This window comes from Variovorax sp. LjRoot84 (assembly GCF_964254305.1).
Lineage (GTDB): Bacteria > Pseudomonadota > Gammaproteobacteria > Burkholderiales > Burkholderiaceae_C > Variovorax.
Map to the genome: position 1 here is coordinate 5,366,584 of NZ_CAXUTE020000001.1, position 20,224 is coordinate 5,386,807.

The window sequence follows — 20,224 nt, forward strand, 5'->3', positions numbered from 1 at the left end:
CGGCGCGAGTGCGCGGTGTAGACTGCCGGGCTTTTCCTTCTGGCGGTATGGTGCAAGTGTCACGGCGCACAGGTTTCACCGGATCGGCGCTCATTCGCTTGCTCGCTCAACTGACCGACACCGACGTTCCCGAATCCAAACAAGGCTTCGCGGATCGATTGGGTGAATGGCTCCGTTGGACCGACGCCATCTCGCTGTCCGCGGCGTTGAATGGCGGTGCGGCGACTGCGCCATCCGGCGCGCGCGCTTCCGCGCGCGCCGAGGAAGCCGAATGCACCCGCGTGCGAGCCGCGTTGGCGAAAGCCATCGCCGCAGACAGCGCACTCGGGGCCGACTTCTCCGCATACCGTCGGCGCTACCTCGCCAGGCAACAGGCGATCGAGGCGGCCATCGAGCCCTTGCGCGGTCGCCTGCGGGCGAAGCTGGCGGCCAGGTCGCCCGCCATGGCCCGGCTTGCTGCCGTGGATGCCGTCATGGAACAGGCGCTGGGTGCGCACGAGCAGCGCTTGCTGTCGACCGTGCCCGGGTTGCTCGAAAAGCATTTCGGGCGCTTGCGCCAGGCCGACAGCGGGGCCCAGCCCGAAGGCTGGTCAAACGTTTTCTGCAAGAACATGCAAAGCGTGTTGCTTGCCGAGCTGGATATTCGATTGCAACCGGTCGAAGGGCTGCTCGAAGCCCTTCGCAAGAGTGAATGACTAGATTTCTTCAACACTTCGCTTTTTTCGTGGGCTTGGCCGCCGTCTGTTGGGTCGGCGCCGGGTACATCGGCTCGAACCCGTTGGCGCTGGTGATCACGCTGCTCGTCGGCGCGTTCTATCTGATGGGCGCGCTGGAACTGCACCGCTTCCACCAGGCCACGTCCACCCTGGCACGCGCCTTGGCGGACATGCCCGATCCCCCGGCGAGCCTGGGCCATTGGCTCGACCAGCTGCATCCTTCCTTGCGGAACGCGGTGCGCCTGCGCATCGAGGGTGAGCGCGTCGGCTTGCCCGGCCCGGCCCTGACGCCGTACCTCGCGGGGCTGCTGGTGCTGCTGGGGATGCTGGGCACCTTTCTCGGCATGGTGGTCACGCTGAACGGCACCGGGATCGCGCTGGAGAGCGCGTCGGACCTGCAGGCCATCCGCTCCTCCCTGGCCGCCCCGGTCAAGGGGCTGGGGCTGGCCTTCGGCACGTCCGTTGCGGGCGTGGCCGCGTCCGCGATGCTGGGCCTCGTCTCCGCCTTGTGCCGGCGCGACAGGCTGCAGGCCGCGCAGCTGCTCGACACGCGCATCGCGACCACCTTGCGTGCCTTCTCCCTGGCCCATCAGCGCGAGGAGTCCTTCAAGCTGCTGCAGCGACAGGGCCAGGCGATGCCCGAGCTGGTCGATCGGCTGCAGGCCATGATGGCGACGATGGAGCGGCAGAGCCAGGCCTTGAACGAGCGCCTGCTCTCCAGCCAGGACAGCTTCCACAGCAAGGCCGAGGCCGCGTATGCAAGCCTGGCCTCCTCCGTCGACCGCTCGTTGAAGGAGAGCCTGACCGAGAGTGCCCGCGTTGCCGGCGCGACGATCCAGCCGGTCGTCGAAGCCACGATGGCCGGGATCGCGCGCGAGGCGACCTCCTTGCACGGCACCATCGAGCACGGCGTGCAGCGGCAACTGGAAGGGCTGTCGACCCGCTTGGAGCAGCATACGGCTTCGCAGCTGCGCACTGTGGCCCAGGCGCAGGCCGACCTGCAGGCGGAGATGGCGTCGCGCGACCAGCAGCGGCTGGCGGCCTGGACCGATGCGCTCGAGGCGATGGCCGTGTCGCTGCAGCAGGAATGGCAGCAGGCGGGCGCGCGCAGCGAGAGCCAGCAGCAGCAGCTCTGCAAGACGCTGGCGCAGACCGCCGAAGAGATATCGGCCCGGACGGAAGCGCACGCGAGCAACACGATCGCCGAGATCGCCCAACTCGTGCATGCCGCCTCGGAAGCCCCCCGGGCCGCGGCCGAGGTGATTGCCGAACTGCGCCAGAAGCTTTCCGACAGCATGGCGCGCGACAACACGATGCTGGAGGAACGCGGCCGCATTCTGGAAACGCTGCAGACCCTGCTCGACAGCGTGAACCATGCGTCCACCGAACAGCGCTCGGCAATCGACGCGCTGGTCGCCGCGTCGGCCGACTTGCTCGATCGTGTCGGCACGCGCTTCACGGACAAGGTCGACGCGGAAACCGGGAAGATGGCCGACGTCGCCGCACAGATCACCGGCAGTGCCGTCGAGGTGGCAAGCCTGGGCGAGGCATTCGGTTTCGCGGTGCAGCTGTTCAGCCAATCGAACGACAAGCTGGTAGCCCATCTGCAGCGCATCGAAGGCGCGCTCGGCAAGTCCATCGCGCGCAGTGACGAGCAGCTGGACTACTACGTGGCGCAGGCCAGAGAAGTCATCGACCTGAGCATCATGTCGCAGAAGCAGATCGTCGAGGATCTGCAGCAGCTCGCCAGCAGCCGGGCACCGATGGGCAGCGAAGCGTGATGACGGAGGACGTCGACGCCGGCCTGGAGCCGACGGTGCCGGTATGGGCCGTGTTCGGCGATCTGATGTCGGGGCTGCTGGGCGCCTTCGTGCTGATCCTGGTGTGCGTGGTCGGCATGCAGCTGGACCTCACGACGAAGCTGGAAGCCGAGGTCAGGCAGCGGCAGGCTGCAGCGCAGCGACTGCAGGCCCTCGAGCAGGCACTCGCGGGGCCGCTGGCGGCGGGCCGGGTGACGCTGAACAACGGGCGCATCGGCATCAGCGGCAGCGTACTGTTCGCCGTCAACTCCGCCGAGTTGCAGCCCGAAGGCCGGCAACTGTTGAAGAGCCTGAGCGCACCGCTGGCCGCCTACCTCCAGGGCCGCGACGAGATCCTGATGGTGAGCGGCTTCACCGACGACCGGCAGGTGCGGGGAGGCAACCGCCAATTCGCCGACAACTGGGAGCTGTCGGCTCAGCGGGCCTTGACGGTGACCCGGGCCTTGATCGAGGAAGGCATCCCGTCGTCCTCGGTATTTGCCGCAGCCTTCGGTTCCGAGCAGGCGGTGGCGTCGAACGCCGATGCCGACGGACGATCCAGGAACCGGCGCGTGGAAATGGCGCCCACGCCGAGACCGTCCAACGCAAGCATGAAGTCCCGTGAGTAGCGAGGGGACATGCGCAACCGGCGCGATGATCGACGCACGGCGCGAACGTGGCGATCATCGCTTCGATCCGGTCCGCTTTCGTTTCATCGAGGTGCTGGCCGGACGGGCGGCGGCCTACAGCGGCGAGGCGCGACGCATCCTGGACGACAAGGTGCTCAAGCTGCTCGCGGCCTATGGAGAGGATCTCGAAAGGGCCCGATGTGCGGACGGCGACATCGCGGGGCAGCAGGACCAGCCCCATCGCGGCGCGCTCGCGGCGCTCGTCGACCACGTCGCCCGGCATGCGTCGTCATCGCGTGGGGACGGCGCGGCGCTCGACTCGAAGACGCTCAGCTATTTCAGAAACACCTGGTCGAGGCTCAGCGCCGATCGACGGCTGACGCAGTCGCTGGCGACGGTGCCGCAGAACGCCGGCCCCCTCAACTCGCGTCACCTCGTGCATCGATCGCTCATGTTGATGCGTGAACTGTCGCCGGAGTACCTCCACCGCTTCATGTCGTATGTCGACGCTTTGCAGTGGGTCGATCAGGCGAACGGTGGCAGTGCCTCGGCGGGTACGGATACCCCGCGCACCGAGGGCAATAGGAAGAGCGCTCGGAGCCGATCCGGCTGATCATTTGAGCGGAGCGACAATCACGCCGCGTAAACCGGCTCTCTCAATCGCGGCTTTGACCAGACCCTCGGACTTCGCGTCCTCAACGAACTGGCGCGTGTATGCCGCTCCGAGATCCCGTCCCTTCGGCATCGCCATAGCGTGCGGATCGATGCCAGGTCGACCGTCGAGGACTCGAGAACCAGGCAATTGATTCGACATCTCGAACAGGATCGGCTTGATGCTGCCCATGACGTCCGCCCTCCCGGATTTCAACGCCTCCAATGCGCCAGGGTTGCTTGATGCTCGGATCACCACAGCATTCTTCAGCGTGCGAGTAAAAAAGACATCGGGTCCGGACTTCTCCTGCACGGCAACTCGAGTCCCGGGGCGATCCACATCAGCCATTGTTGAGATCGATGAACCGCCAGGGATGAGGTAGCCGAATTCGACCTCCAGGTGAAGCGCGCTGAAATCCCACTCCTTCGCCCGCTCGGGACTGAACCCAAATTGGGCGACGTCCCAAGCCCCCGATTTCCCGCCGTCGTGAAGGGCTCCGATCGATGGGTACAGCACCGGCTCAAATGGAACCCCTATGCGCCGGGCCATCTCTTTTCCGAGGTCGAATCCAACCCCCTTCATCTCACCCGACACGGAGTCCCGTGCCACGTTCAAGGGATTGCCAAGCTGGAGCCCAACGCGAAGCTTGCCGGTTGGAGCCAAAGCCTGTCGCGCTTCCGGTGTCGGAGCGGTTCTGATGCCCGCACAGCCCGCAAGCAGCAGTCCAAGGACTGCAGTCATCAGCCAATGAGCCGTTCGCATTGCGTCCTCCGTTGAAGTCGCTCGCGGTGCTTCCCGAATGGAGATGCCTTTGGGTCAGCAGACATTGCCGTCGAAGGTCTGCTTCTCCTGGAAGCATTCTGCTCCGAGTTGAACGCCCTGCCTATCGTGGTCGACGAGCCCCGGGCGAGCCGATCGACGCGCGCACGGGCCGCGTGCCCTCACCCCAGCCCTCTCCCGGAGGGAGAGGGAGCAAGGCCCCTCATCCCCGAAACCCCAGCATCTTCATCGCCGGCCCAATCCCCTGCGCCGACTTCGCATAGTCCTTCCAGGGCTCGTTCCCCTTGTCCAGCCGCGTATGGATGTTCCGCACCGTCCATTGCGCCCCGCTCGTCAGGTGCCGCACCTCCGTCCACTCGACGGGCACCGACACCCCGAGCCCCGGCCGCGCGCGGGCGGACCAGGCGCAGACGGTCGTGGCGCCGAAGCCGTTGCGCAAATAGTCGATGAAGATCTTGCCCACGCGGTTGCGCGGGCCGCTCTTGGCGACGAACATCTTCGGCAGCGTGCGGGCCAGGTGGCGCACGATGGCTTCCGAAAAATCCTTCACGGTGTCCCAGTCGTGGTGCTTGCGCAGCGGCACCACCACGTGCAAGCCCTTGCCGCCGGTGGTCTTGCAGAAAGACACCAGGCCCAGCTCGTTGAGGAACACGCGCACGACCTCGGCGCCTTGCTGCACGGCCGGCCAGCCGACGCCCTCGCCCGGGTCGAGGTCGAAGGTCATGCGGTCGGGTTTGCCGGTCGCGGTCTTCACGGCATTCCAGGTGTGGAACTCGATGACGTTCATCTGCGCGGCCGACAGCAAGCCTTCGGGCGTCGCGACTTCGAGCATCTGTTCGTGGCCCGGCCAGATGGCGGGGTCGAGTTGCCGGATGCCTTCCATGCTGCCCTTGTCCAGGTGCTTCTGGAAGAACAGCTCGCCCGTGACGCCGGTGGGCGCGCGCACGATCGACACCGGCCGGCCCTTGAGGTGCTCCATCATCAGCGGCGCGACCAGGCCGTAGAAGCGCACCAGCTCGATCTTCGTCACGCCGCTCTTCGGGTCGATCACGCGCTCCGGGTGGGTAACCTTGAGCTTCGGCGGCAGCGTGTGCGCGATGGGCTGCTGTTGCTCGACATCGGCGTCCGCCAGGTGCACGGGCTTCTCGCGCACGATGGCCCGGGCCGGCTTGTCGGTGCGCAGCGCCTCGAACACGCCATGCCGGATGTGGCCGCCGGCGGTCCACTCCGAGTACGTGACCTCCGCCACCAGCGTGGGCTTGACCCAGTGGGCGTTGCGTTCGTCTTCGGTCCTGTTCTTGAAGGGGCGCTGGTCGATCTCGATCTTCTGCAAGCGCGTCAACATGTCCGCGAGTGAGCGGTCGTTGAAGCCGGTGCCGACCTTGCCGGCGTACACCAGATCGCCATTGTCGTCGTGAACACCGAGCAGCAGCGAGCCGATGCCGATGCGCGAGCCCTTCGGGTCGGTGTAGCCGCCGATGACGAACTCCTGCCGCTGGCTGCACTTGAGCTTGATCCAGTCCGTCGAACGGCGCGACCTGTAGCTGCTCTGCTTGCGCTTGCCGATGATGCCCTCGAGCCCGAGCTTGCAGGCCGAGGCGATGATGTCCTTCGGCGCCGCATCGAAGGCTTCGCTCAGGCGGATGTCGCCCGGCGCCTCGGCGAGCAGCGCGCGCAGGAACTCGCGCCGCTCGATCAGCGGCACGCCGCGCAGGTCGTGGCCGTCGTAGTACGGCACGTCGAACAGGAAGAACTCGATGCCCTGCGTCCTGGCGCTCTCGAAGGCGTTCTGGAGCGCCTGGAAGTCGGTCCGGCCGGATTCGGCGAGCACGACGATCTCGCCGTCGAGCCAGCCGGGCTTGAGCTTCATGCGCGCGAGCGCCTGCACCAGGTGCGGCAGGCGGCTGCTCCAGTCGTGGCCGTTGCGCGTGATGAGCCGCACGCCCTGGGCTGCATCGATGCGCGCCAGCATGCGGTAGCCGTCGAACTTGATCTCGTAGATCCATCCGCTCGGCCGGCCGGGCGGCGCATCGACCAGCGTGGCCAGCAGCGGCGACAGCTTCTGCGGCATCTCTGCCTTGACCGCGCCCGCGGGCATGCCGCGCGCACCGGCGCGCTTCTTTGCCGGTGCGGGCGCGGGTGCGGCCGATTCCGGCTTGGGCATCGGCAGGTCGGCCACGCTGTCCGGGAACTCGTCGACGACGCTGAACTCGGCCGAAGGGCGCTCGTAGGCATCGCGTTCCTTGATGAGCAGCCAGGCGTTCTGCTTTTCTTCCTTGCTCTTGATGCGCACCAGCACCCACTTGCCGCGCAGCTTGTAGCCGTGCAGCGCGAACTTGAGGTCGCCGTCACGGTAGCCCTCGTGCGGATCGCCGATCGGCGTCCAGGTGCCCTTGTCCCAGATAACGACCTTGCCGGCGCCGTACTGCTTCGGCGGGATGGTGCCTTCGAAGCTGTTGTACGAGATCGGGTGATCCTCGACGTGCACGGCCATGCGCTTCACTTGACGGTCGTAGCTCGGGCCCTTGGGCACGGCCCAGCTCTTCATCGCGCCGTCGAGCTCGAGCCGCACGTCGTAGTGCAGGCGCGTGGCCCAGTGCTTCTGCACGACGAACTGCCGCGCGTGGGTGCTTTCGGCTCCGCCCTCCGCCGGTTCCGGCGTGAGCGCGAAGTTGCGCTTGGCCTTGTATTTCTTGAGCGGGTCGGCGCGGGCCATCGCGGTCGCCGCCGGCTAGACGCGCGGTTGCAGCCGCCGGAATGCGCTGAAGTGGCGGATGGCCATCTGCTTCTGTCCGGCATGTGCATAGAGCAGCCCGGCGTTCTGGTGCGCGTCGGCAAAGTCGGGCTGCAGGCGCAGGCATTCCTCGTAGCTCGCGAGCGCGGCGGCCACGCGGCCGAGGTCTTCGAGCGCGACGGCGCGGTTGTAGTGCATCAGCGGGTCGTCGGGGCAGTGCGCGAGGCCCTCGTCGTAGAGCGCCACGGCATCGCGGCTGCGGCCGGCCTCGCACAGCATGAAGCCGAGGTTCAGGTAGGCGTGGGCGTGGGCCGGGTCCTGCTCGAGGATGAGGCGGTAGGTGTCTTCGGCGGCGGTGGGGTCGGAGGCTTCCAGCTCTTCCGCCGTTTCGAACAGGTCTTCGAGGTCGTCGGACTCGGGCGTCGCCGGCTCGGCGGCGCGCTGGGAGATGAAGCTCACCGAGCCGGTCGACGGTGCCACACTGAAGTCCATCACGAGCTGGCCCGTGTCGGGCTCCCATTGCGCGTTCTCTTCGCGCACCGTGATGCGGTCGCCGGCGGCCGTGATGCGCAGGCCGCTCACGGGCACTTCGGGCGGCAGCGTGTCGCGCAGTCGCCGCAGCGAGCGCAGGATCTGCCGCGTGGGAATGCGCGCCACGCGCAGGTCGTGCGCCGAGCGCAGCAGCACGACGTCGCGAAACGAAAAGCGCAAGGCGCGCCCGGGTCCGCGCGACGGGTCGACGAAGCCGAGTTCGATCAGCTTCGAGACGGCATGCCGGGTCAGGCCCAGCATCTGCCGGACGCCGCGCAAGGTGTAGGGGTGCGTGCTTTCGAGCGGTGAGCTGTTCGTCACTTCTTCATGCGCGCGCGCACCGGCGGCGCGGCCTCGGCCACCTTTGCCGCCCGGGGAGCACGCTTTGCGCCCTTGCTTTCGACTGCGGGTGCGGGCTGCTTCGCGCCGGGCTTGACGGCGCGGCCGAGGCTCGCGCGCAGCATTTCGGTGAGATCGATGACCTGGGCGCCGGCGGCAGCATCTTCCGGATGCTCGACCGCCACCACTTCCTGGCCGGCGATCTTGGCGTCGATCGCGACCAGGATGCGCTTCTTCTCTTCGTCCTCGAAGAGCGTGGGCTCGTAGTCGTCGGCGGAGATCTGCTCGATGAGCTGCAGCGCCAGCTTGAGCTCGGCGGCCGAGGGCGGCGGGAGCTGCTCGATCTCCAGGTCTTTCATCGACCGGACCTCGTCGGCAAAGAGCAGCTGCTGCAGCACCAGGCCGTCGTCGTTGGCGCGCACCTGCACCACGTACTGCTTGGACTTCCAGGCCCAGCGTGCCAGCGCGCAGCGCCCGCTCTGCTGCATGGCGGCCTTCAGCAGGTTGTAGGGCTTGCCGCCGCGCTTGTCGGGCGCGAGGAAGTAGGCCTTGTCGTAGTAGAGCGGGTCGACCGCCTGCTCGGGAATGAAGGACACGATGTCGATCACGTGGCTGCCGCCCTCCTCCAGCGCCTTGAGCTCCTCGGGCTTGAAGATGACGTAGCGGTCCTTCTCGAACTCGTAGCCCTTGACCATTTCGGTGCGCGGCACGACCGTCTGGTCCTTCTCGGAGATGTATTGCTGCTTCACGCGCGAGCCGTCCTTCGACAGCAGGTTGAAGCGGATGGTCGCCGAGCTCTCCGTCGCCGAATACAGCTTGACGGGGATCGACACCAAGCCGAAGCCGAGCGACAGCGACGCTATGGAACGAGCAGCCATGGGATTGCCTCCAGGCGAACGAAGGAAGGCAGCATGCCATTTTTTGGCTGCCAGGAGAATAGGCGCACTTCCCCTCACCCAACCCCACCATGTCCGAACCCCGCCCCGACCTCGCGAAGACCACCTTCGGCGTCCTGACCCTGGTGCTGCTCATCGGCTCCTCGCTCTGGATCCTCCGCCCCTTCCTGGGCGCGACGATCTGGGCCGCGATGGTCGTGGTGGCGACCTGGCCGGCCTTCCTCTGGATCCAGGCGCGGCTGTGGAGGCGTCGCAGCCTGGCGGTGGCCGCGATGGTGCTGATCCTGCTGCTGCTGTTCGTGCTGCCGCTCACGCTGGCGATCTCGACCATCGCAGCCAATGCGGAGGAAGTCGTCGCATGGATCAGGTTGCTGATCAGCCGGGGCCCGCCCCAGTTGCCCGGCTGGGTGGAGCGCCTGCCCATCGTCGGGCCGAGGCTCGCCATGGCCTGGAATGAACTCGTGGCATCGGGCGTGGCGGGGTTGGAGGCGAAGGTCACGCCCTATATCCGGCAGGTCACGGGATGGCTGTTCGCGCAGGCCGGCGTCGTGGGTGCGCTGACCCTGCAGTTCCTGCTCACGGTCGTCATCGCCGGGATGATGTATGCGGGCGGCGAATCGGCGGCGGCGGTGGTCCGGCGCTTCGGCCTCAAGCTCGGCGGCCAGCGCGGGGAAGACGCGGTGGTGCTGGCCGGCAAGGCGATCCGCGGCGTGGCGCTGGGGGTGGGCGTGACGGCCTTCGTCCAGGCGGTGGCGGGCGGCATCGGCCTGGCGATTGCGGGCGTGCCATTCGCGGCCCTGCTCACGGCCGTGATGTTCATGCTGTGCATCGTGCAGGTCGGCCCGACGCTGGTGCTGGCGCCAGCGGTGATCTGGGTCTTCTGGAGCGGATCGACCGGCTGGGGCATCTTCCTCCTGGTGTGGACGGTGATCGTCGGCACGATGGACAACTTCCTTCGCCCGCTCTTGATCCGGCGCGGCGCCGACCTGCCGCTGGTGCTGATCTTCGCGGGCGTCATCGGCGGGCTGCTCGGCTTCGGGCTGGTCGGCATCTTCGTGGGGCCGGTCATGCTGGCGGTGTCCTACACCCTGATCGACAACTGGCTTCGGGATGCCGAGGCGCAGACGGCCGATGCGGCGCGGCAGTAGCGTTGGCGAGGGTCAGACGTAGCGTGTGACCCAGTTCGGCCGCTCCCGCTTCTTGCGGTAGTACCAGGCGCAGGGCCAGACCATGAGGGCCAGCAGAAGCAGCCAGATCAGATAGGTTTGCGTCAATCCCCACTTCGTGTGCACGACGGCCGCGGCCAGACCCAGCACGTAGAAATGGACGACGTAGAAGAAGAACGGCACCCGGCCGAAGACCATGAACGGACGCAGCCAAACGGGCAGGCCGCTGCGCGTGACCCACCACAGCACGGCCAGGCCCGCGAAGATCGCGGCGAAAGACCAGGCAAGGAAGGGCAGGTCCGGCGGGTACTTGGCGAAGTTCCAGAACGCCAGGCTGGCGACCTTCGTGTACGCGTAGGCATTGCCATAGCCGCCAGCCAGGCGGATCGCAAGAAACAGCGCCAGGCAGACGCCGGCCAGCCCCAGCCAGAACCGCGCCGGCTGCAGGCGGTGCAGCGCGTCGCGGCCCGCGACGAAGCCCACGACGGCGATCGCGGCCCAGGGGATCACCGGGTAAAGCGAACGAAACGCGCCGCTTCGAACCGGCTCGTAGAGCACCGCCCGCAAGGGCAGCGGCAGCGCCGACACGTCGAGCAGCGGGTGCAGCGCCAGCACCGCGATCGCCGCCGCCAGCAGCAGCTTGCCCGGCGCGTCGCGCACGAGCGCGAGGATGATGATGGCCGCGCCGATCGAACTGAGCACCACGAAGGAATAGAAGCCCATGGCGGCGCGCGGCAGGCCCATGACGAGCGCGTCCACGGCGATCAGCACCAGGCCGCGCAGGATCAGTCGCCGCGTCACCTCGGCATGCGGCAGGCCGCGCTGCTCGCGCGCAGCACTGGTCAGCGCCACCATGAAGCCGGCCATGAAGAAGAAGGCCGGCGCGACCGGCACACCCGTGAAGCGCGTCAGGAACTGCAGCAGGTCGCCGGGCACGGGCGCCGCGGCCGCGGCCAGTTCTTCGCCGGCCCGGCCGGCGTTGAACATCAGCGAGGCGTGGTCCAGCGCCATGTGCGCGATCAGGAGGCCGCGAAAGGCGTCGACGTAGCCTTGCCGCGCGATCGGCGCGTCGATGGCGCTGGCCTGGGCGAGGATTGCGGAGGAAGGGCTATGCATGGGGGAGTCTCGAGGGGCGTGGCCAGTGTCGGGCAGGCGCGCAGCGCACGTCTTGGAGATTGGCGACATGCGCGCGGTGTCGCAACCTGGACGATGGAGCACGAGGCCGGGACGACACGTGATTGAAATTCACGCACCGCCAGGGCCCAATAGCGACCTTTGCAATTCCAGGAACGCACTGCAGAAGGCAAACGACATGGCAACCCTGAACGCACTCATGCTCCCCCTTACCGTGCTCGCCGCCGTCGGCTCGGCCGTCATCGCCGGCCTGCTCTTCGCCTTCTCGACCTCGGTGATGAAGGCGCTGTCGCAGCTGCCGCCCGAGCAGGGGATGGCCGCGATGCAGAACATCAACGTGACGATCCAGAATCCGGTGTTTCTCGGGGTGTTCGTCGGCACCGCGCTGCTGTGCGGGGTGCTGGTGCTGCGGGCGCTGCTGCATGCGAACGATGCGGCCAGCTGGTGGCTGCTCATCGGAGCAGCGGCCTATCTGATCGGGACCTTCGGGGTGACGATGGTCTTCAATGTGCCGATGAACAACACGCTGGCGCGGGCCGAAGCGTCTGCAGCGGTGGCCGCGGTGCAGTGGCCGGCCTATGTGGGGCCCTGGGTTCGCTGGAACCACCTGCGCACGGTGATGGGGGTGCTGGCTGCGCTCTCGTTCACGGTGGCGGCACTGCAGTGGGCGCGTGCGGGAGCGTCGGGCGCCTGAGGTCGGGCAGGAGGCCCCACAACCAGCGCGCTCCTTGCGATGGCGGTGCCGCGTCGACCGAGATATGCCCGCAGGTCGCCGTGGACTGCTCCTCGAAGGCCTTGAGCTGGGCAAGATCGGTTTCGAGTTCGCTCTCGAGCGTCGCGAGTTCGTCCCTGAGCTTCAGGATCAGTGCCGGCATCGTCCGGATGCGCTCGCGCTTGCGCTTGATCTCCTCCTTGATCTGCACGATCGCTCGCTTCACGATGTCGCCATCGATGGAGTTGGTGGTGGCCATGGCCTATCTCCTGAGGTGGGCTCGATGCGCCGGTTGTACGCGCAGCAGGGATGCATCGCCTCCTCCCGACTGGGGAGGCTGAAGGCGGCGGCCCCGGTGCGAGTCGCAAGCGCCGAAGTGGCCTGCCCTCGCCAACCGTCGGGCACCTCGCGTGCGCCGCTACACCCTCTCCCGTGTGCGCTGGTCGATCTGCATGCGCCGATCGCGCAGCGACGATTCGGTGTGCGGGAACATCGGCTTGGCGCTGCGAATCGGGATCGCCAGGTCCGGGAGCTTCACCGCGAGCTTCGCCTGTGCCTTGCCGGCACCTGCCGCAATGCGCCTGAAGGTCGACATGACTGTCTTCTTGTCGTCGTCGAAGTCGCCGTGGTGCATGGCCTCCGATGCGCTCAGCGAATCGTCGGGCTCGGTGTTGGGCGTGAGCACGAGTTCGGCGCCGTGGGCATTGAAGATCTTGCGCAAGGCAGGATCAAAGGCTTTCTCCATCCCGAGGATCGACACGCCATCGCGAAAGAACGGGATGCGCGCCTGGCCCTCGAAGGCATTCGAGACCAGGTAGAGCAAGGACCTGTTATAGATCTTGGCGCAGTCGTCATCACGCTCGATCTTGTCCTTGAGCGCATACACCGTCAGCTTGCGGAGCGCCTTTGATTCCATCGCCGGCACGTAGAACTCCTTGAAGAGTTCGACCGTGCAGGCCGGCGCCCACAGGGTGCAGGTCTCGATCGGCAGGCCGCGCGCAGCCAGGAGCTTGACGATCGGCGCGTGCAGGATCGAGCCCGCGCTGTGGCCCACGAGATGGATCTCGAGAGCCTGGCCGTTCTTCTCGGCCTTTTTCGCCAGCTTCTTCAGGTGATCGACGACCAAGGTCGAGGCACAGCCCTGGCTGGCGGCGCGCAAGGCGTTCTCCTTCATCTCGCTCCAGGCGGCCTTGCCGCTCAAGACGCGGGCGAGCGGCTCCAGCGCGTCGTCGAGCCGATCCAGCATGAAGTCCTTGGTGGCGTCCAGCGCGCCTTCTGGCCGTCGACGGCTCACCGCGTCCTTGAGGATGTTCGAGAAGGTGGTCCAGTAGTCGGTGCGCCAGATGAAGGCCAGCGGGTAGACCTCAGCCTTCAACAGCTCCGGTCGGTATTCCGCGAGGCGCTGCACCGCGGCCTGTTCGCTCACCAGCCCGCCATGGGCATACAGAAGGACCCGCAGCTTCTTCCAACCATGGCTCGCCGCCGGGATGTCCTGCTCGAAGATGTGACCGAGCTCGTCGGGCGTCGAGCCGTAGTCGCCGCCCGCCTTCAGCTCCCCGTCATTGCCGACGCTCACGATATGAGGCCGCAGGTCTGCGAAGGAATAGGCCACGCTCTGGTTGGCGGTGGCCGAATGCGTGGCGGCGGCCGATTGCTTCGCGCGCAGCGTCACCGGCGCCCCCAGGCGGGCCACCCACACATCGGTGCCGTTGGCGATCCAATCGTCATAGGTGATCCGCGCAAAGCCGCGCAGGCCCCATGTCGGACCCCAGGAGTTCTGCAGCCAAAAACCTTGATCGTCATAGGCCACGATGGCGAAGGCATGGCCGCCGGTGATCACCTCCGACTGCACGATCAGGCCGTCGGCCCCTACGCTGCCCCATCCCTCGTGGACCGTGGCCGTCGCATAGAGCACGCCGACCTCGGCGATGGCCGCGTGCATGGCGACCAGGTCTTTGTGGTTGACGCGGAAATAGGCGCCCAGCGGCCGGCGGATGCCGTCTGCCACGCGCTGCTCGGTCATGCCCCGGCGGTCGACCTTGCCGGGCTGGTAGGGATATAGCTCCTCGGAGCAAATGCCGTGCTTGTGCCAGCCCTTCATCGCGCCGCGCGCGCTCGAGCCGCTGTAGTTCTCGCCGGGCCACTCGTCGTAGCGGCGCGCCAGGTCGTACAGCATGCGCGGGCTGACGGGAACGCTGTCAGGCACCACCCGCCTGCGCTGGAGCAGATAGTTCGCGACGGTCGCCAGGCCGAAGCCGGTGCACGCGCCTTCGCTGCCCTGGTTCAGGATCGGCACCTTGTGCTCCAGGTACTCGCCCAGCGGAATGTGGGTCGGCACCTCGATGAGCGTGGGCGTGTACATCAGGTCGCGGAAGTCGAGCGTGTCCGGCCGCACTGCGAGCGATTCGGAAGGCGGCGGCACAAAGGCCGGCGGCGGCGGCTCCAGCTGGATTGGCTCAGCGCCGCGCATCAGTGCATCGGCCGGCTCCGCGAACGTCTTCGCGGTCTTTGCCTTGGCATGTCTGGCGCTCGCGGCCGGAAAGGAGGGGGCCAGCACCAGCTTGGCCCGCTCGTAGAAGCGAACCCTTTCAGCCGCGCCGTTCTGGCCGCCGTTGATCCTGCGCGTGATCTCGGTGAAGTTGTCCGCATCGGCGAGCTCGTTGAGCCCTTTGCGTTTCCAGTACAGCCCCGCCGTCTTGAACGCCAGCTCCGGCGCGGCGGCCAGCTCGGGCTGGCCGACGAGGTCGACCCCGAGCAGATCGCCGAACTTCTGGTAGTTGGCACGGCCAGTCAACTGAATCGGGCCGCGGCCCTTGAAGCGCTTGCCATCACCGGGCTGCGTGTTGCCAAGCGTCCGTGCCAGGTCGCTCGGCGGCTCGTAGCGCTTCTGCGCCGGCGTCGGCCCCCAGATCTCCTCCATGAAGTTGAACTCGCCCGACTCGTGCGCCAGCTGCGCGATGAATGCGGATGTTCGTCGCAGATTGTTGATCTCGAATTCCTCCATCGCCGCGTTCAGCGGGTTGACGTACAGGAGGCGCTTCTTCTGCGAAGCGTGGAGCATGATCTGCGCGAGTTGAAGGTCGGTGAGCATGGGATGCCCTTTCGCGAGTGACGGGGACTGGCTCGCGGCAAATTCTGCCTCTCACGCAGAATCTGACGAAGCGGCCTGAAGGACTATGTCTGTCGATCTAGCCAAAGGGATGTACGAGTGATCGGCCCGCTGCGGCAAAATCTCGGGCAACTCCGAGGAGGTGCGATGGGAACCAGTGACAAGGACTCGCTACCGACCGCTGTGCTGACCGATGGCACCGATTCACAACGCCATCTGAGCTTCAAGAAGCTGGCATCCTGGATCGCCATCGTCGTGACCGTCGTCGCTGGAACGGCCGCGTTCGTCAAGAACGTCGACACGATCTGGACCACGGCCTCCGGCTGGTTTCGAGGCAAGCCGCAGCCGACGCCGGGCACTGAAATCAAGGTGACTGCCGAGACGCTGGTCGCCATTGCAGACGCCATGGCCAAGACCGCTGCTGCAAAGTCCGGAGGCGCGGCCAGCGAAGAGGTGAAGAAGGATTCGGCGAATCTGAAGAGCGCGGCGAAGGAGATCGAAGCGCCGTTGTCGGTCGGGACCGCGGCGATACCGGCACCGCCCTGGTTGAAGCTTGCCTTGGCCGAACTGGGCCAGTCAGAGATCCCAGGGCCCGAGTCCAATCCACGCATTCTTGAATACATCCATTCCTCACCTCATTTCAAGAATGTCACTGACGACACGATGCTTCCTTGGAGCGCGCTCTTCCTCAACTGGGCGATGAAAGCGTCGGGCGTTCCCGGCGTGGATGATGGTCGCAATATCGCGTGGCTGGCGTGGGGGAGCGAACTGAAGGAACCCAAGCAAGGCGCCGTGGCGATCTTCAAGCGCCCGGAAAGTGATGCGTCCCCGTCGCGCGGGCAGGCCTATTCGTGCCTCTACCTGGGCCAAACCGCGACCTACATTCTTTGCCTGGGCGGCAACGTCGGAAATGCCGTTCGGATCACGTCCAGGCCCAAGGAGAACCTGGTGGGCTACCGATGGCTTCCCGCCTGATTCCGTGGTTGGGCAGTACTCGACGTAGAACGTTTCCTCGTTGCCGTCTTCGACCTGCTTCGCGCGCAGAGGGTTTGCCAGAAGGGTTAGGCTGGAGGCCTGATGACACCCTCCAAGGAAAACGCCAATGCCGGCTCTGTCTGGATCCGGTTCTGGTCGCCGACTTCCGCTTTGGAGCCGACTCCGGCCCATGCAAGTGCGCCTGAGCGTGCGGCGATCAGGAGCCGGAACTACGTCTGGCTGAAAACGTACATGGACATCTACATCCTGCGCTGGGGTGCACTGTGGGCAGCTTGCCTGGTTCTCGCGCTCCTTGCCACGGACGATGCAGTGCCAGGGGTACTGTTTGCGATCGCGCTGGCCTCGACCATGGCGTCTTTTTTTGGTCTGGTTTCCATGGTCTTGATCTATCGCCGAGCGGTCAGGGCTGTGAAAGATCGGACCGCATAGCTCAGACGGCTGGCCTCGGAGAAAACCTGGCCTAGACTCCCGCGTCTCTGTTCAACGAAGGATTTCCCGATGACATTCGCATCGACCACCTGTGCGCCTGCGGCACGTTGGCTGCCTCGTTTCTTGTTGGGGCTCGGCGCGGCAATGCTGGTGTCCACGCTTCATGCCCAGCCCCACAAGGAAGTTCTCGACCGATCTGCAGGCTACAGGGACGAAGCGCTGTTGCTGCTTGAACGCCTGGTCAACATCGACTCCGGCTCGGCCAACACCGCAGGCCTCGAGAAGGTGCGGGGTGTGGTGGTCGAAGAGTTGCAAAAGCTCGGCGGAAAGATCGAGACCTTTCCGGCTACGCCGCATCCCGGAACCAACGTGGTCGCGACCTTCGAGGGCACCGGCACCCGCAAGATCCTGCTGATGGCGCACATTGACACGGTGTTCGCCGACGGCACGGCGAAGGCCAAGCCCTTCTACATCAAGGACGGCCGCGCCTACGGCCCCGGCGTGATGGACAACAAGGGCGGCGTGGTCGCGGGGCTGTACGCGATCAAGATCCTGAAAGCGATGAACTTCAAGGACTACGGCCGCATCACCTTCCTGATCGACACCAACGAAGAGGTGGGTTCGCTCGACACCACGGCGCTGATCCGCCGCGTAGCCAGGGAACACGATGTCACCCTCAACCTGGAGCCCGGCCGCCCGGCCGACGGCCTGGTGGTGTGGCGCAAGGGCAGCGCCACGGCCTCGGTGGAGGTCAAGGGGCGCGCGGCCCATGCCGGCGTGGCGCCGGACGCAGGTCGCAACGCTGCCATGGAGGTGGCCCATCAGGTCTTGCAGCTCGGCAAGCTGGGCGATGCGGAAAAGCTCACCACGATCAACTTCACCGTGCTGACAGCCAACGGCGCCACCAACGTGATCCCCGAGAACGCATCTGCCAGGGGCGACGTGCGGGCGGTGACGCGCGAAGAGTTCGATCGCATCGAGCGCGACCTGGCCCGCGTCTCGCAAAGCAAGCTGATCGCCGACACGCAGGTCAAGACGATGCTGTCGCGCGGCCTGCCGCCGATGCCGCGCACGCCGCAGTCCGACGCACTGGTCAAAACGGCCGAATCGATCTACGCCGAGATCGGCAAGAAGCTCACCATCGAGGGCTCGGGCGGCGCCGCCGACGCGAGTCTGGCCGCCGATGTCGGCGTTCCCACGCTCGATGGCTTCGGGATCGTCGGCGGTGGCATTCATACGCCGGACGAATATGCCGAGGTCGAGAGCGTGGTGCCGCGCTTCTACCTGCTCACCCGCATGGTGATGGAGCTCAGCAAGAAGCCTTGACATCACGCGCGCCACCGGGTGGTGCGCAAGGCTTGGACCATTCGTCGACCAGGCCTTCCCGTTTCTTGCATTTCCAGGAAGCGCCGCCGATGATTCGAAGTCGTGGTGGTTCGCGCCGCGAGTCCCGGATCCAAGGAGTTGCCATGCTCAACGAAGTCCAGATCAAGTTCGATGCAGGTTCCACTTCTATATCAAGGCGACCTGCAATGGATGCAAAAGACATGGCACGACGACAGTTGATGCGGCAAGGCGGTGCGGCGCTCGCCGGTCTGGCGCTGCTGCACTCCCACTTGCTTGCCCAGGCCTTCCCGGCCCGGCCGGGCGAGGAGGTCATTCCCTGGCTGGATCAACCGCCACCGAACCCGAGTGGCGGTGTCGTCGAGAATCTGCCCCAGTGGGAAGAGCTGAGTTCCTTTTTGACGCCCAACGACAAGTTCTTTCGTGTTGCGCACTACAACAAGCCGGTCATCGACGAGAAGGCGTGGGCCCTCGAGATCACCGGGCTCGTCAAGCAGCCCAAGACATTGACGCTCCCCGCGCTCAAGGCCCGACCTCGGAAAGAGGTCGTCTTCACACTCGAATGCTCCGGGAATCATGGGTTCCCGTGGTTCATCAGCGGAATTGGCACCGCCAGGTGGGCGGGGACGCCGCTCGCCCCACTGCTCAAGGAAGCCGGGGTGCTGAATCGAGGGATGGAAGTCGTCTTCGTTGGGAGCGACGCGGGTGAGGAGGAAGTCCGCCAGGCCAAGATGCCGCAGCACTTTGCCCGCAGCATGTCGCTGGTCGATGCGATGAACCCGAACAACCTGCTCTGCTATGAGATGAACGGCGCAGCGCTTCCGCAGCCCCACGGGTTCCCCGTGCGGCTTATCGCTCCGGGCTGGTATGGCATTGCGAACGTCAAGTGGCTGAAGCGCATCGAGGTATGGGACACCCGCTTCATGGGCCGCTTCATGGCGCGTGACTACGTGACGATCCGCGAAGAGCAGCGCAATCAGGAAACCATCTGGACGGAAACGTCCGTGGGTCGGGCCCTGCTCAAGTCTGTACCGGCCAAGGTCACCGGCAGAAACGGCAAATATCGCATCGTCGGTGCAGCGTGGGGGCCATCCGTAGCGCGCGTGGAGGTGCAGATCGACGCGGGACCCTGGGTCGCAGCAACCATGGACCGGAGTGAGCAAGCCGATTTTGCGTGGAAGCTCTGGTCCCTGGAGTGGGCGAATGCGACGCCAGGAGAACACGCCATCACTTCACGTGCTGTCGATACCCAGGGGAATGTCCAACCAGCGATGGAGGATCCCCGCATCGCCAAGAAACGCACCTACTGGGAAAGCAACGGGCAAGTCACGCGGCGGGTCCGACTCACCTGATCGTTGTTCGCACAGGAGACTCTCCGATGCGTACCAGGTTCGCTGTTTCTGCTTTGTTGCTTGCGCTTGCGACACCTTGCGCAACCAGCGCCCCACCGCCAGACTAGTCATGGCAGCTAGAGGCCGCATCCTGCCCGTCGAGTTGCAGCCCACAACCCACAGGAGACGCGCATGATCACGAATCCGCAGGCCGGCACCAACGTGCAGGAAATCGCCTCGGGCATCTTCCGCATCAACACGCCGGTGCCGCTGCCCGACGGCAGCCTGTTCAGCTTCAACCAATACCTGGTGGTCGACGACCAGCCGCTGCTGTTCCACTCCGGCCTGCGCCAGCTTTTCCCGCTGGTGAGCGAAGCCATCGCAAGCGTGATGCCGGTCGAGCGCCTGCGCTACATCGGGCTGTCCCATGTCGAGGCGGACGAGTGCGGTGCGCTGAACCTGTTTCTGGCCGCAGCGCCGCAGGCCGTGCCCCTGTGCAGCAGCATCGCGGCCATGGTCTCTATAGGCGACATGGCCGACCGCCCGCCGCGCGCGCTCGCCGATGGCGAAGAACTCGCGCTCGGCACCCACACGATGCGCTGGTTCGACACGCCTCATCTCCCGCACGGCTGGGAGTGCGGGCTGATGATGGATACGCACACGCGCACCTTCTTCTGCGGCGACCTCCTCACGCAGCCGGGCAACAGCGAGCGGGCGCTGGTCGATAGCGACATCCTTGGCCCCAGCGAGGCGTTTCGACGCCAGATGGACTATTACACGCATGCACCGCAGACGGCCGCATTGCTGGCCGGGCTCGCGAAGCAGGAGCCCCGCACGCTCGCATGCATGCACGGCAGCGCATGGCAGGGAGATGGCGCATCACTGTTGCGCCAGCTCTCAGAGGCACTCTCGGCCCCGCATTGAGTT

General features: G+C 66.1%; 18 protein-coding genes. 11 read left to right on the top strand and 7 right to left on the bottom strand.

Annotated elements, in window-relative coordinates; genetic code table 11:
* Nucleotides 1–47 precede the first annotated feature (47 nt).
* Genes ACSQ9I_RS26510 through ACSQ9I_RS26525 form a run of 4 tightly spaced genes read left to right on the top strand, consistent with a single transcriptional unit; the run spans nucleotide 48 to nucleotide 3,757 of the window.
* Nucleotides 48–695: a DUF3348 domain-containing protein gene (locus tag ACSQ9I_RS26510; protein ID WP_436295287.1), complete on the top strand. Its 648-nt coding sequence runs from the start codon at nucleotides 48–50 to the stop codon at nucleotides 693–695.
* Nucleotides 692–2,497, top strand: coding sequence for a hypothetical protein (locus tag ACSQ9I_RS26515; RefSeq protein ID WP_436315060.1), 1,806 nt, complete (start codon nucleotides 692–694; stop codon nucleotides 2,495–2,497). The genes ACSQ9I_RS26510 and ACSQ9I_RS26515 overlap by 4 nt, the downstream gene beginning before the upstream one ends.
* Complete coding sequence (locus ACSQ9I_RS26520; protein ID WP_436309817.1) at nucleotides 2,497–3,144, top strand: OmpA family protein; 648 nt, start codon at nucleotides 2,497–2,499, stop codon at nucleotides 3,142–3,144. The genes ACSQ9I_RS26515 and ACSQ9I_RS26520 overlap by 1 nt, the downstream gene beginning before the upstream one ends.
* A gap of 25 nt (nucleotides 3,145–3,169) precedes the next feature.
* Nucleotides 3,170–3,757: a DUF2894 domain-containing protein gene (locus ACSQ9I_RS26525; RefSeq protein ID WP_436295255.1), complete on the top strand. Its 588-nt coding sequence runs from the start codon at nucleotides 3,170–3,172 to the stop codon at nucleotides 3,755–3,757.
* Here the strand turns inward: ACSQ9I_RS26525 and ACSQ9I_RS26530 are convergent, their stop codons facing one another.
* The 4 genes from ACSQ9I_RS26530 to ACSQ9I_RS26545 form a co-directional block, all read right to left on the bottom strand.
* On the bottom strand, nucleotides 3,758–4,537 hold the full coding sequence (locus tag ACSQ9I_RS26530; RefSeq protein ID WP_436309819.1) for a transporter substrate-binding domain-containing protein: 780 nt from the start codon (nucleotides 4,535–4,537) through the stop codon (nucleotides 3,758–3,760).
* Between the two features lie 241 nt (nucleotides 4,538–4,778).
* The gene (gene ligD / locus ACSQ9I_RS26535; protein ID WP_436315061.1) at nucleotides 4,779–7,292 is read right to left on the bottom strand and encodes a DNA ligase D; all 2,514 of its coding nucleotides are present in this window, start codon (nucleotides 7,290–7,292) and stop codon (nucleotides 4,779–4,781) included.
* Between the two features lie 15 nt (nucleotides 7,293–7,307).
* Nucleotides 7,308–8,162 (bottom strand): tetratricopeptide repeat protein, encoded by an 855-nt coding sequence (locus ACSQ9I_RS26540; protein ID WP_436315062.1) that lies wholly within the window; start codon nucleotides 8,160–8,162, stop codon nucleotides 7,308–7,310.
* On the bottom strand, nucleotides 8,159–9,058 hold the full coding sequence (locus ACSQ9I_RS26545) for a Ku protein (protein WP_436295251.1): 900 nt from the start codon (nucleotides 9,056–9,058) through the stop codon (nucleotides 8,159–8,161). Before ACSQ9I_RS26545 ends, ACSQ9I_RS26540 begins: the two co-directional genes overlap by 4 nt.
* 89 nt (nucleotides 9,059–9,147) lie before the next feature.
* On the opposite strand from ACSQ9I_RS26545, the gene ydiK reads away from it, so the two are divergent.
* Nucleotides 9,148–10,224, top strand: a complete 1,077-nt coding sequence (gene ydiK, locus ACSQ9I_RS26550) for an AI-2E family transporter YdiK (RefSeq protein ID WP_436295250.1) — start codon at nucleotides 9,148–9,150, stop codon at nucleotides 10,222–10,224.
* Between the two features lie 12 nt (nucleotides 10,225–10,236).
* Here the strand turns inward: ydiK and ACSQ9I_RS26555 are convergent, their stop codons facing one another.
* Entirely contained in the window at nucleotides 10,237–11,358 is a 1,122-nt protein-coding gene (locus tag ACSQ9I_RS26555; protein WP_436315063.1) for a heparan-alpha-glucosaminide N-acetyltransferase domain-containing protein, read from the bottom strand.
* A gap of 196 nt (nucleotides 11,359–11,554) precedes the next feature.
* On the opposite strand from ACSQ9I_RS26555, the gene ACSQ9I_RS26560 reads away from it, so the two are divergent.
* Nucleotides 11,555–12,070: a DUF1772 domain-containing protein gene (locus ACSQ9I_RS26560; RefSeq protein WP_436315064.1), complete on the top strand. Its 516-nt coding sequence runs from the start codon at nucleotides 11,555–11,557 to the stop codon at nucleotides 12,068–12,070.
* On the opposite strand, the gene ACSQ9I_RS26565 is transcribed toward ACSQ9I_RS26560, so the two are convergent.
* Together ACSQ9I_RS26565 and ACSQ9I_RS26570 are read right to left on the bottom strand one after the other, a co-directional pair.
* Nucleotides 12,021–12,347 (bottom strand): hypothetical protein, encoded by a 327-nt coding sequence (locus tag ACSQ9I_RS26565; protein ID WP_436315066.1) that lies wholly within the window; start codon nucleotides 12,345–12,347, stop codon nucleotides 12,021–12,023. The genes ACSQ9I_RS26560 and ACSQ9I_RS26565 overlap by 50 nt on opposite strands.
* A 159-nt stretch (nucleotides 12,348–12,506) precedes the next feature.
* The gene (locus ACSQ9I_RS26570) at nucleotides 12,507–15,179 is read right to left on the bottom strand and encodes a C1 family peptidase (protein ID WP_436315067.1); all 2,673 of its coding nucleotides are present in this window, start codon (nucleotides 15,177–15,179) and stop codon (nucleotides 12,507–12,509) included.
* A 165-nt stretch (nucleotides 15,180–15,344) separates the two neighbouring features.
* Here ACSQ9I_RS26570 and ACSQ9I_RS26575 point away from each other — a divergent pair, with 165 nt between their 5' ends.
* The 5 genes from ACSQ9I_RS26575 (at nucleotide 15,345) to ACSQ9I_RS26595 (ending at nucleotide 20,221) form a co-directional block, all read left to right on the top strand.
* Nucleotides 15,345–16,172 carry a TIGR02594 family protein gene (locus tag ACSQ9I_RS26575; RefSeq protein WP_436315068.1) on the top strand — a complete coding sequence of 276 codons (828 nt, stop codon included), beginning with the start codon at nucleotides 15,345–15,347 and terminating at the stop codon, nucleotides 16,170–16,172.
* Between the two features lie 102 nt (nucleotides 16,173–16,274).
* Entirely contained in the window at nucleotides 16,275–16,622 is a 348-nt protein-coding gene (locus ACSQ9I_RS26580; RefSeq protein WP_436295245.1) for a hypothetical protein, read from the top strand.
* 144 nt (nucleotides 16,623–16,766) lie between these two features.
* Nucleotides 16,767–17,948 carry a glutamate carboxypeptidase gene (locus ACSQ9I_RS26585; RefSeq protein ID WP_436315834.1) on the top strand — a complete coding sequence of 394 codons (1,182 nt, stop codon included), beginning with the start codon at nucleotides 16,767–16,769 and terminating at the stop codon, nucleotides 17,946–17,948.
* 143 nt (nucleotides 17,949–18,091) lie between these two features.
* A complete protein-coding gene (locus ACSQ9I_RS26590) occupies nucleotides 18,092–19,318 on the top strand; it encodes a sulfite oxidase (RefSeq protein ID WP_436315069.1) in 1,227 nt (408 codons plus the stop codon).
* A 171-nt stretch (nucleotides 19,319–19,489) separates the two neighbouring features.
* The gene (locus ACSQ9I_RS26595; RefSeq protein ID WP_436315070.1) at nucleotides 19,490–20,221 is read left to right on the top strand and encodes an MBL fold metallo-hydrolase; all 732 of its coding nucleotides are present in this window, start codon (nucleotides 19,490–19,492) and stop codon (nucleotides 20,219–20,221) included.
* Nucleotides 20,222–20,224 lie beyond the last annotated feature (3 nt).

Excerpts from the sequence above, each read along its gene's own strand:
- ACSQ9I_RS26595 (WP_436315070.1), top strand. The coding sequence starts at position 19,490 with ATGATCACGAATCCGCAGGCCGGCACCAACGTGCAGGAAATCGCCTCG.
- ACSQ9I_RS26565 (WP_436315066.1), bottom strand. The coding sequence starts at position 12,347 with ATGGCCACCACCAACTCCATCGATGGCGACATCGTGAAGCGAGCGATC.
- ACSQ9I_RS26580 (WP_436295245.1), top strand. The coding sequence starts at position 16,275 with ATGACACCCTCCAAGGAAAACGCCAATGCCGGCTCTGTCTGGATCCGG.
- ACSQ9I_RS26560 (WP_436315064.1), top strand. The coding sequence starts at position 11,555 with ATGGCAACCCTGAACGCACTCATGCTCCCCCTTACCGTGCTCGCCGCC.
- ACSQ9I_RS26530 (WP_436309819.1), bottom strand. The coding sequence starts at position 4,537 with ATGACTGCAGTCCTTGGACTGCTGCTTGCGGGCTGTGCGGGCATCAGA.
- ACSQ9I_RS26545 (WP_436295251.1), bottom strand. The coding sequence starts at position 9,058 with ATGGCTGCTCGTTCCATAGCGTCGCTGTCGCTCGGCTTCGGCTTGGTG.
- ACSQ9I_RS26515 (WP_436315060.1), top strand. The coding sequence starts at position 692 with ATGACTAGATTTCTTCAACACTTCGCTTTTTTCGTGGGCTTGGCCGCC.
- ACSQ9I_RS26555 (WP_436315063.1), bottom strand. The coding sequence starts at position 11,358 with ATGCATAGCCCTTCCTCCGCAATCCTCGCCCAGGCCAGCGCCATCGAC.
- ACSQ9I_RS26520 (WP_436309817.1), top strand. The coding sequence starts at position 2,497 with ATGACGGAGGACGTCGACGCCGGCCTGGAGCCGACGGTGCCGGTATGG.
- ACSQ9I_RS26510 (WP_436295287.1), top strand. The coding sequence starts at position 48 with ATGGTGCAAGTGTCACGGCGCACAGGTTTCACCGGATCGGCGCTCATT.
- ACSQ9I_RS26570 (WP_436315067.1), bottom strand. The coding sequence starts at position 15,179 with ATGCTCACCGACCTTCAACTCGCGCAGATCATGCTCCACGCTTCGCAG.
- ligD (WP_436315061.1), bottom strand. The coding sequence starts at position 7,292 with ATGGCCCGCGCCGACCCGCTCAAGAAATACAAGGCCAAGCGCAACTTC.
- ACSQ9I_RS26525 (WP_436295255.1), top strand. The coding sequence starts at position 3,170 with ATGATCGACGCACGGCGCGAACGTGGCGATCATCGCTTCGATCCGGTC.
- ACSQ9I_RS26590 (WP_436315069.1), top strand. The coding sequence starts at position 18,092 with ATGCTCAACGAAGTCCAGATCAAGTTCGATGCAGGTTCCACTTCTATA.
- ACSQ9I_RS26575 (WP_436315068.1), top strand. The coding sequence starts at position 15,345 with ATGGGAACCAGTGACAAGGACTCGCTACCGACCGCTGTGCTGACCGAT.
- ACSQ9I_RS26585 (WP_436315834.1), top strand. The coding sequence starts at position 16,767 with ATGCTGGTGTCCACGCTTCATGCCCAGCCCCACAAGGAAGTTCTCGAC.
- ydiK (WP_436295250.1), top strand. The coding sequence starts at position 9,148 with ATGTCCGAACCCCGCCCCGACCTCGCGAAGACCACCTTCGGCGTCCTG.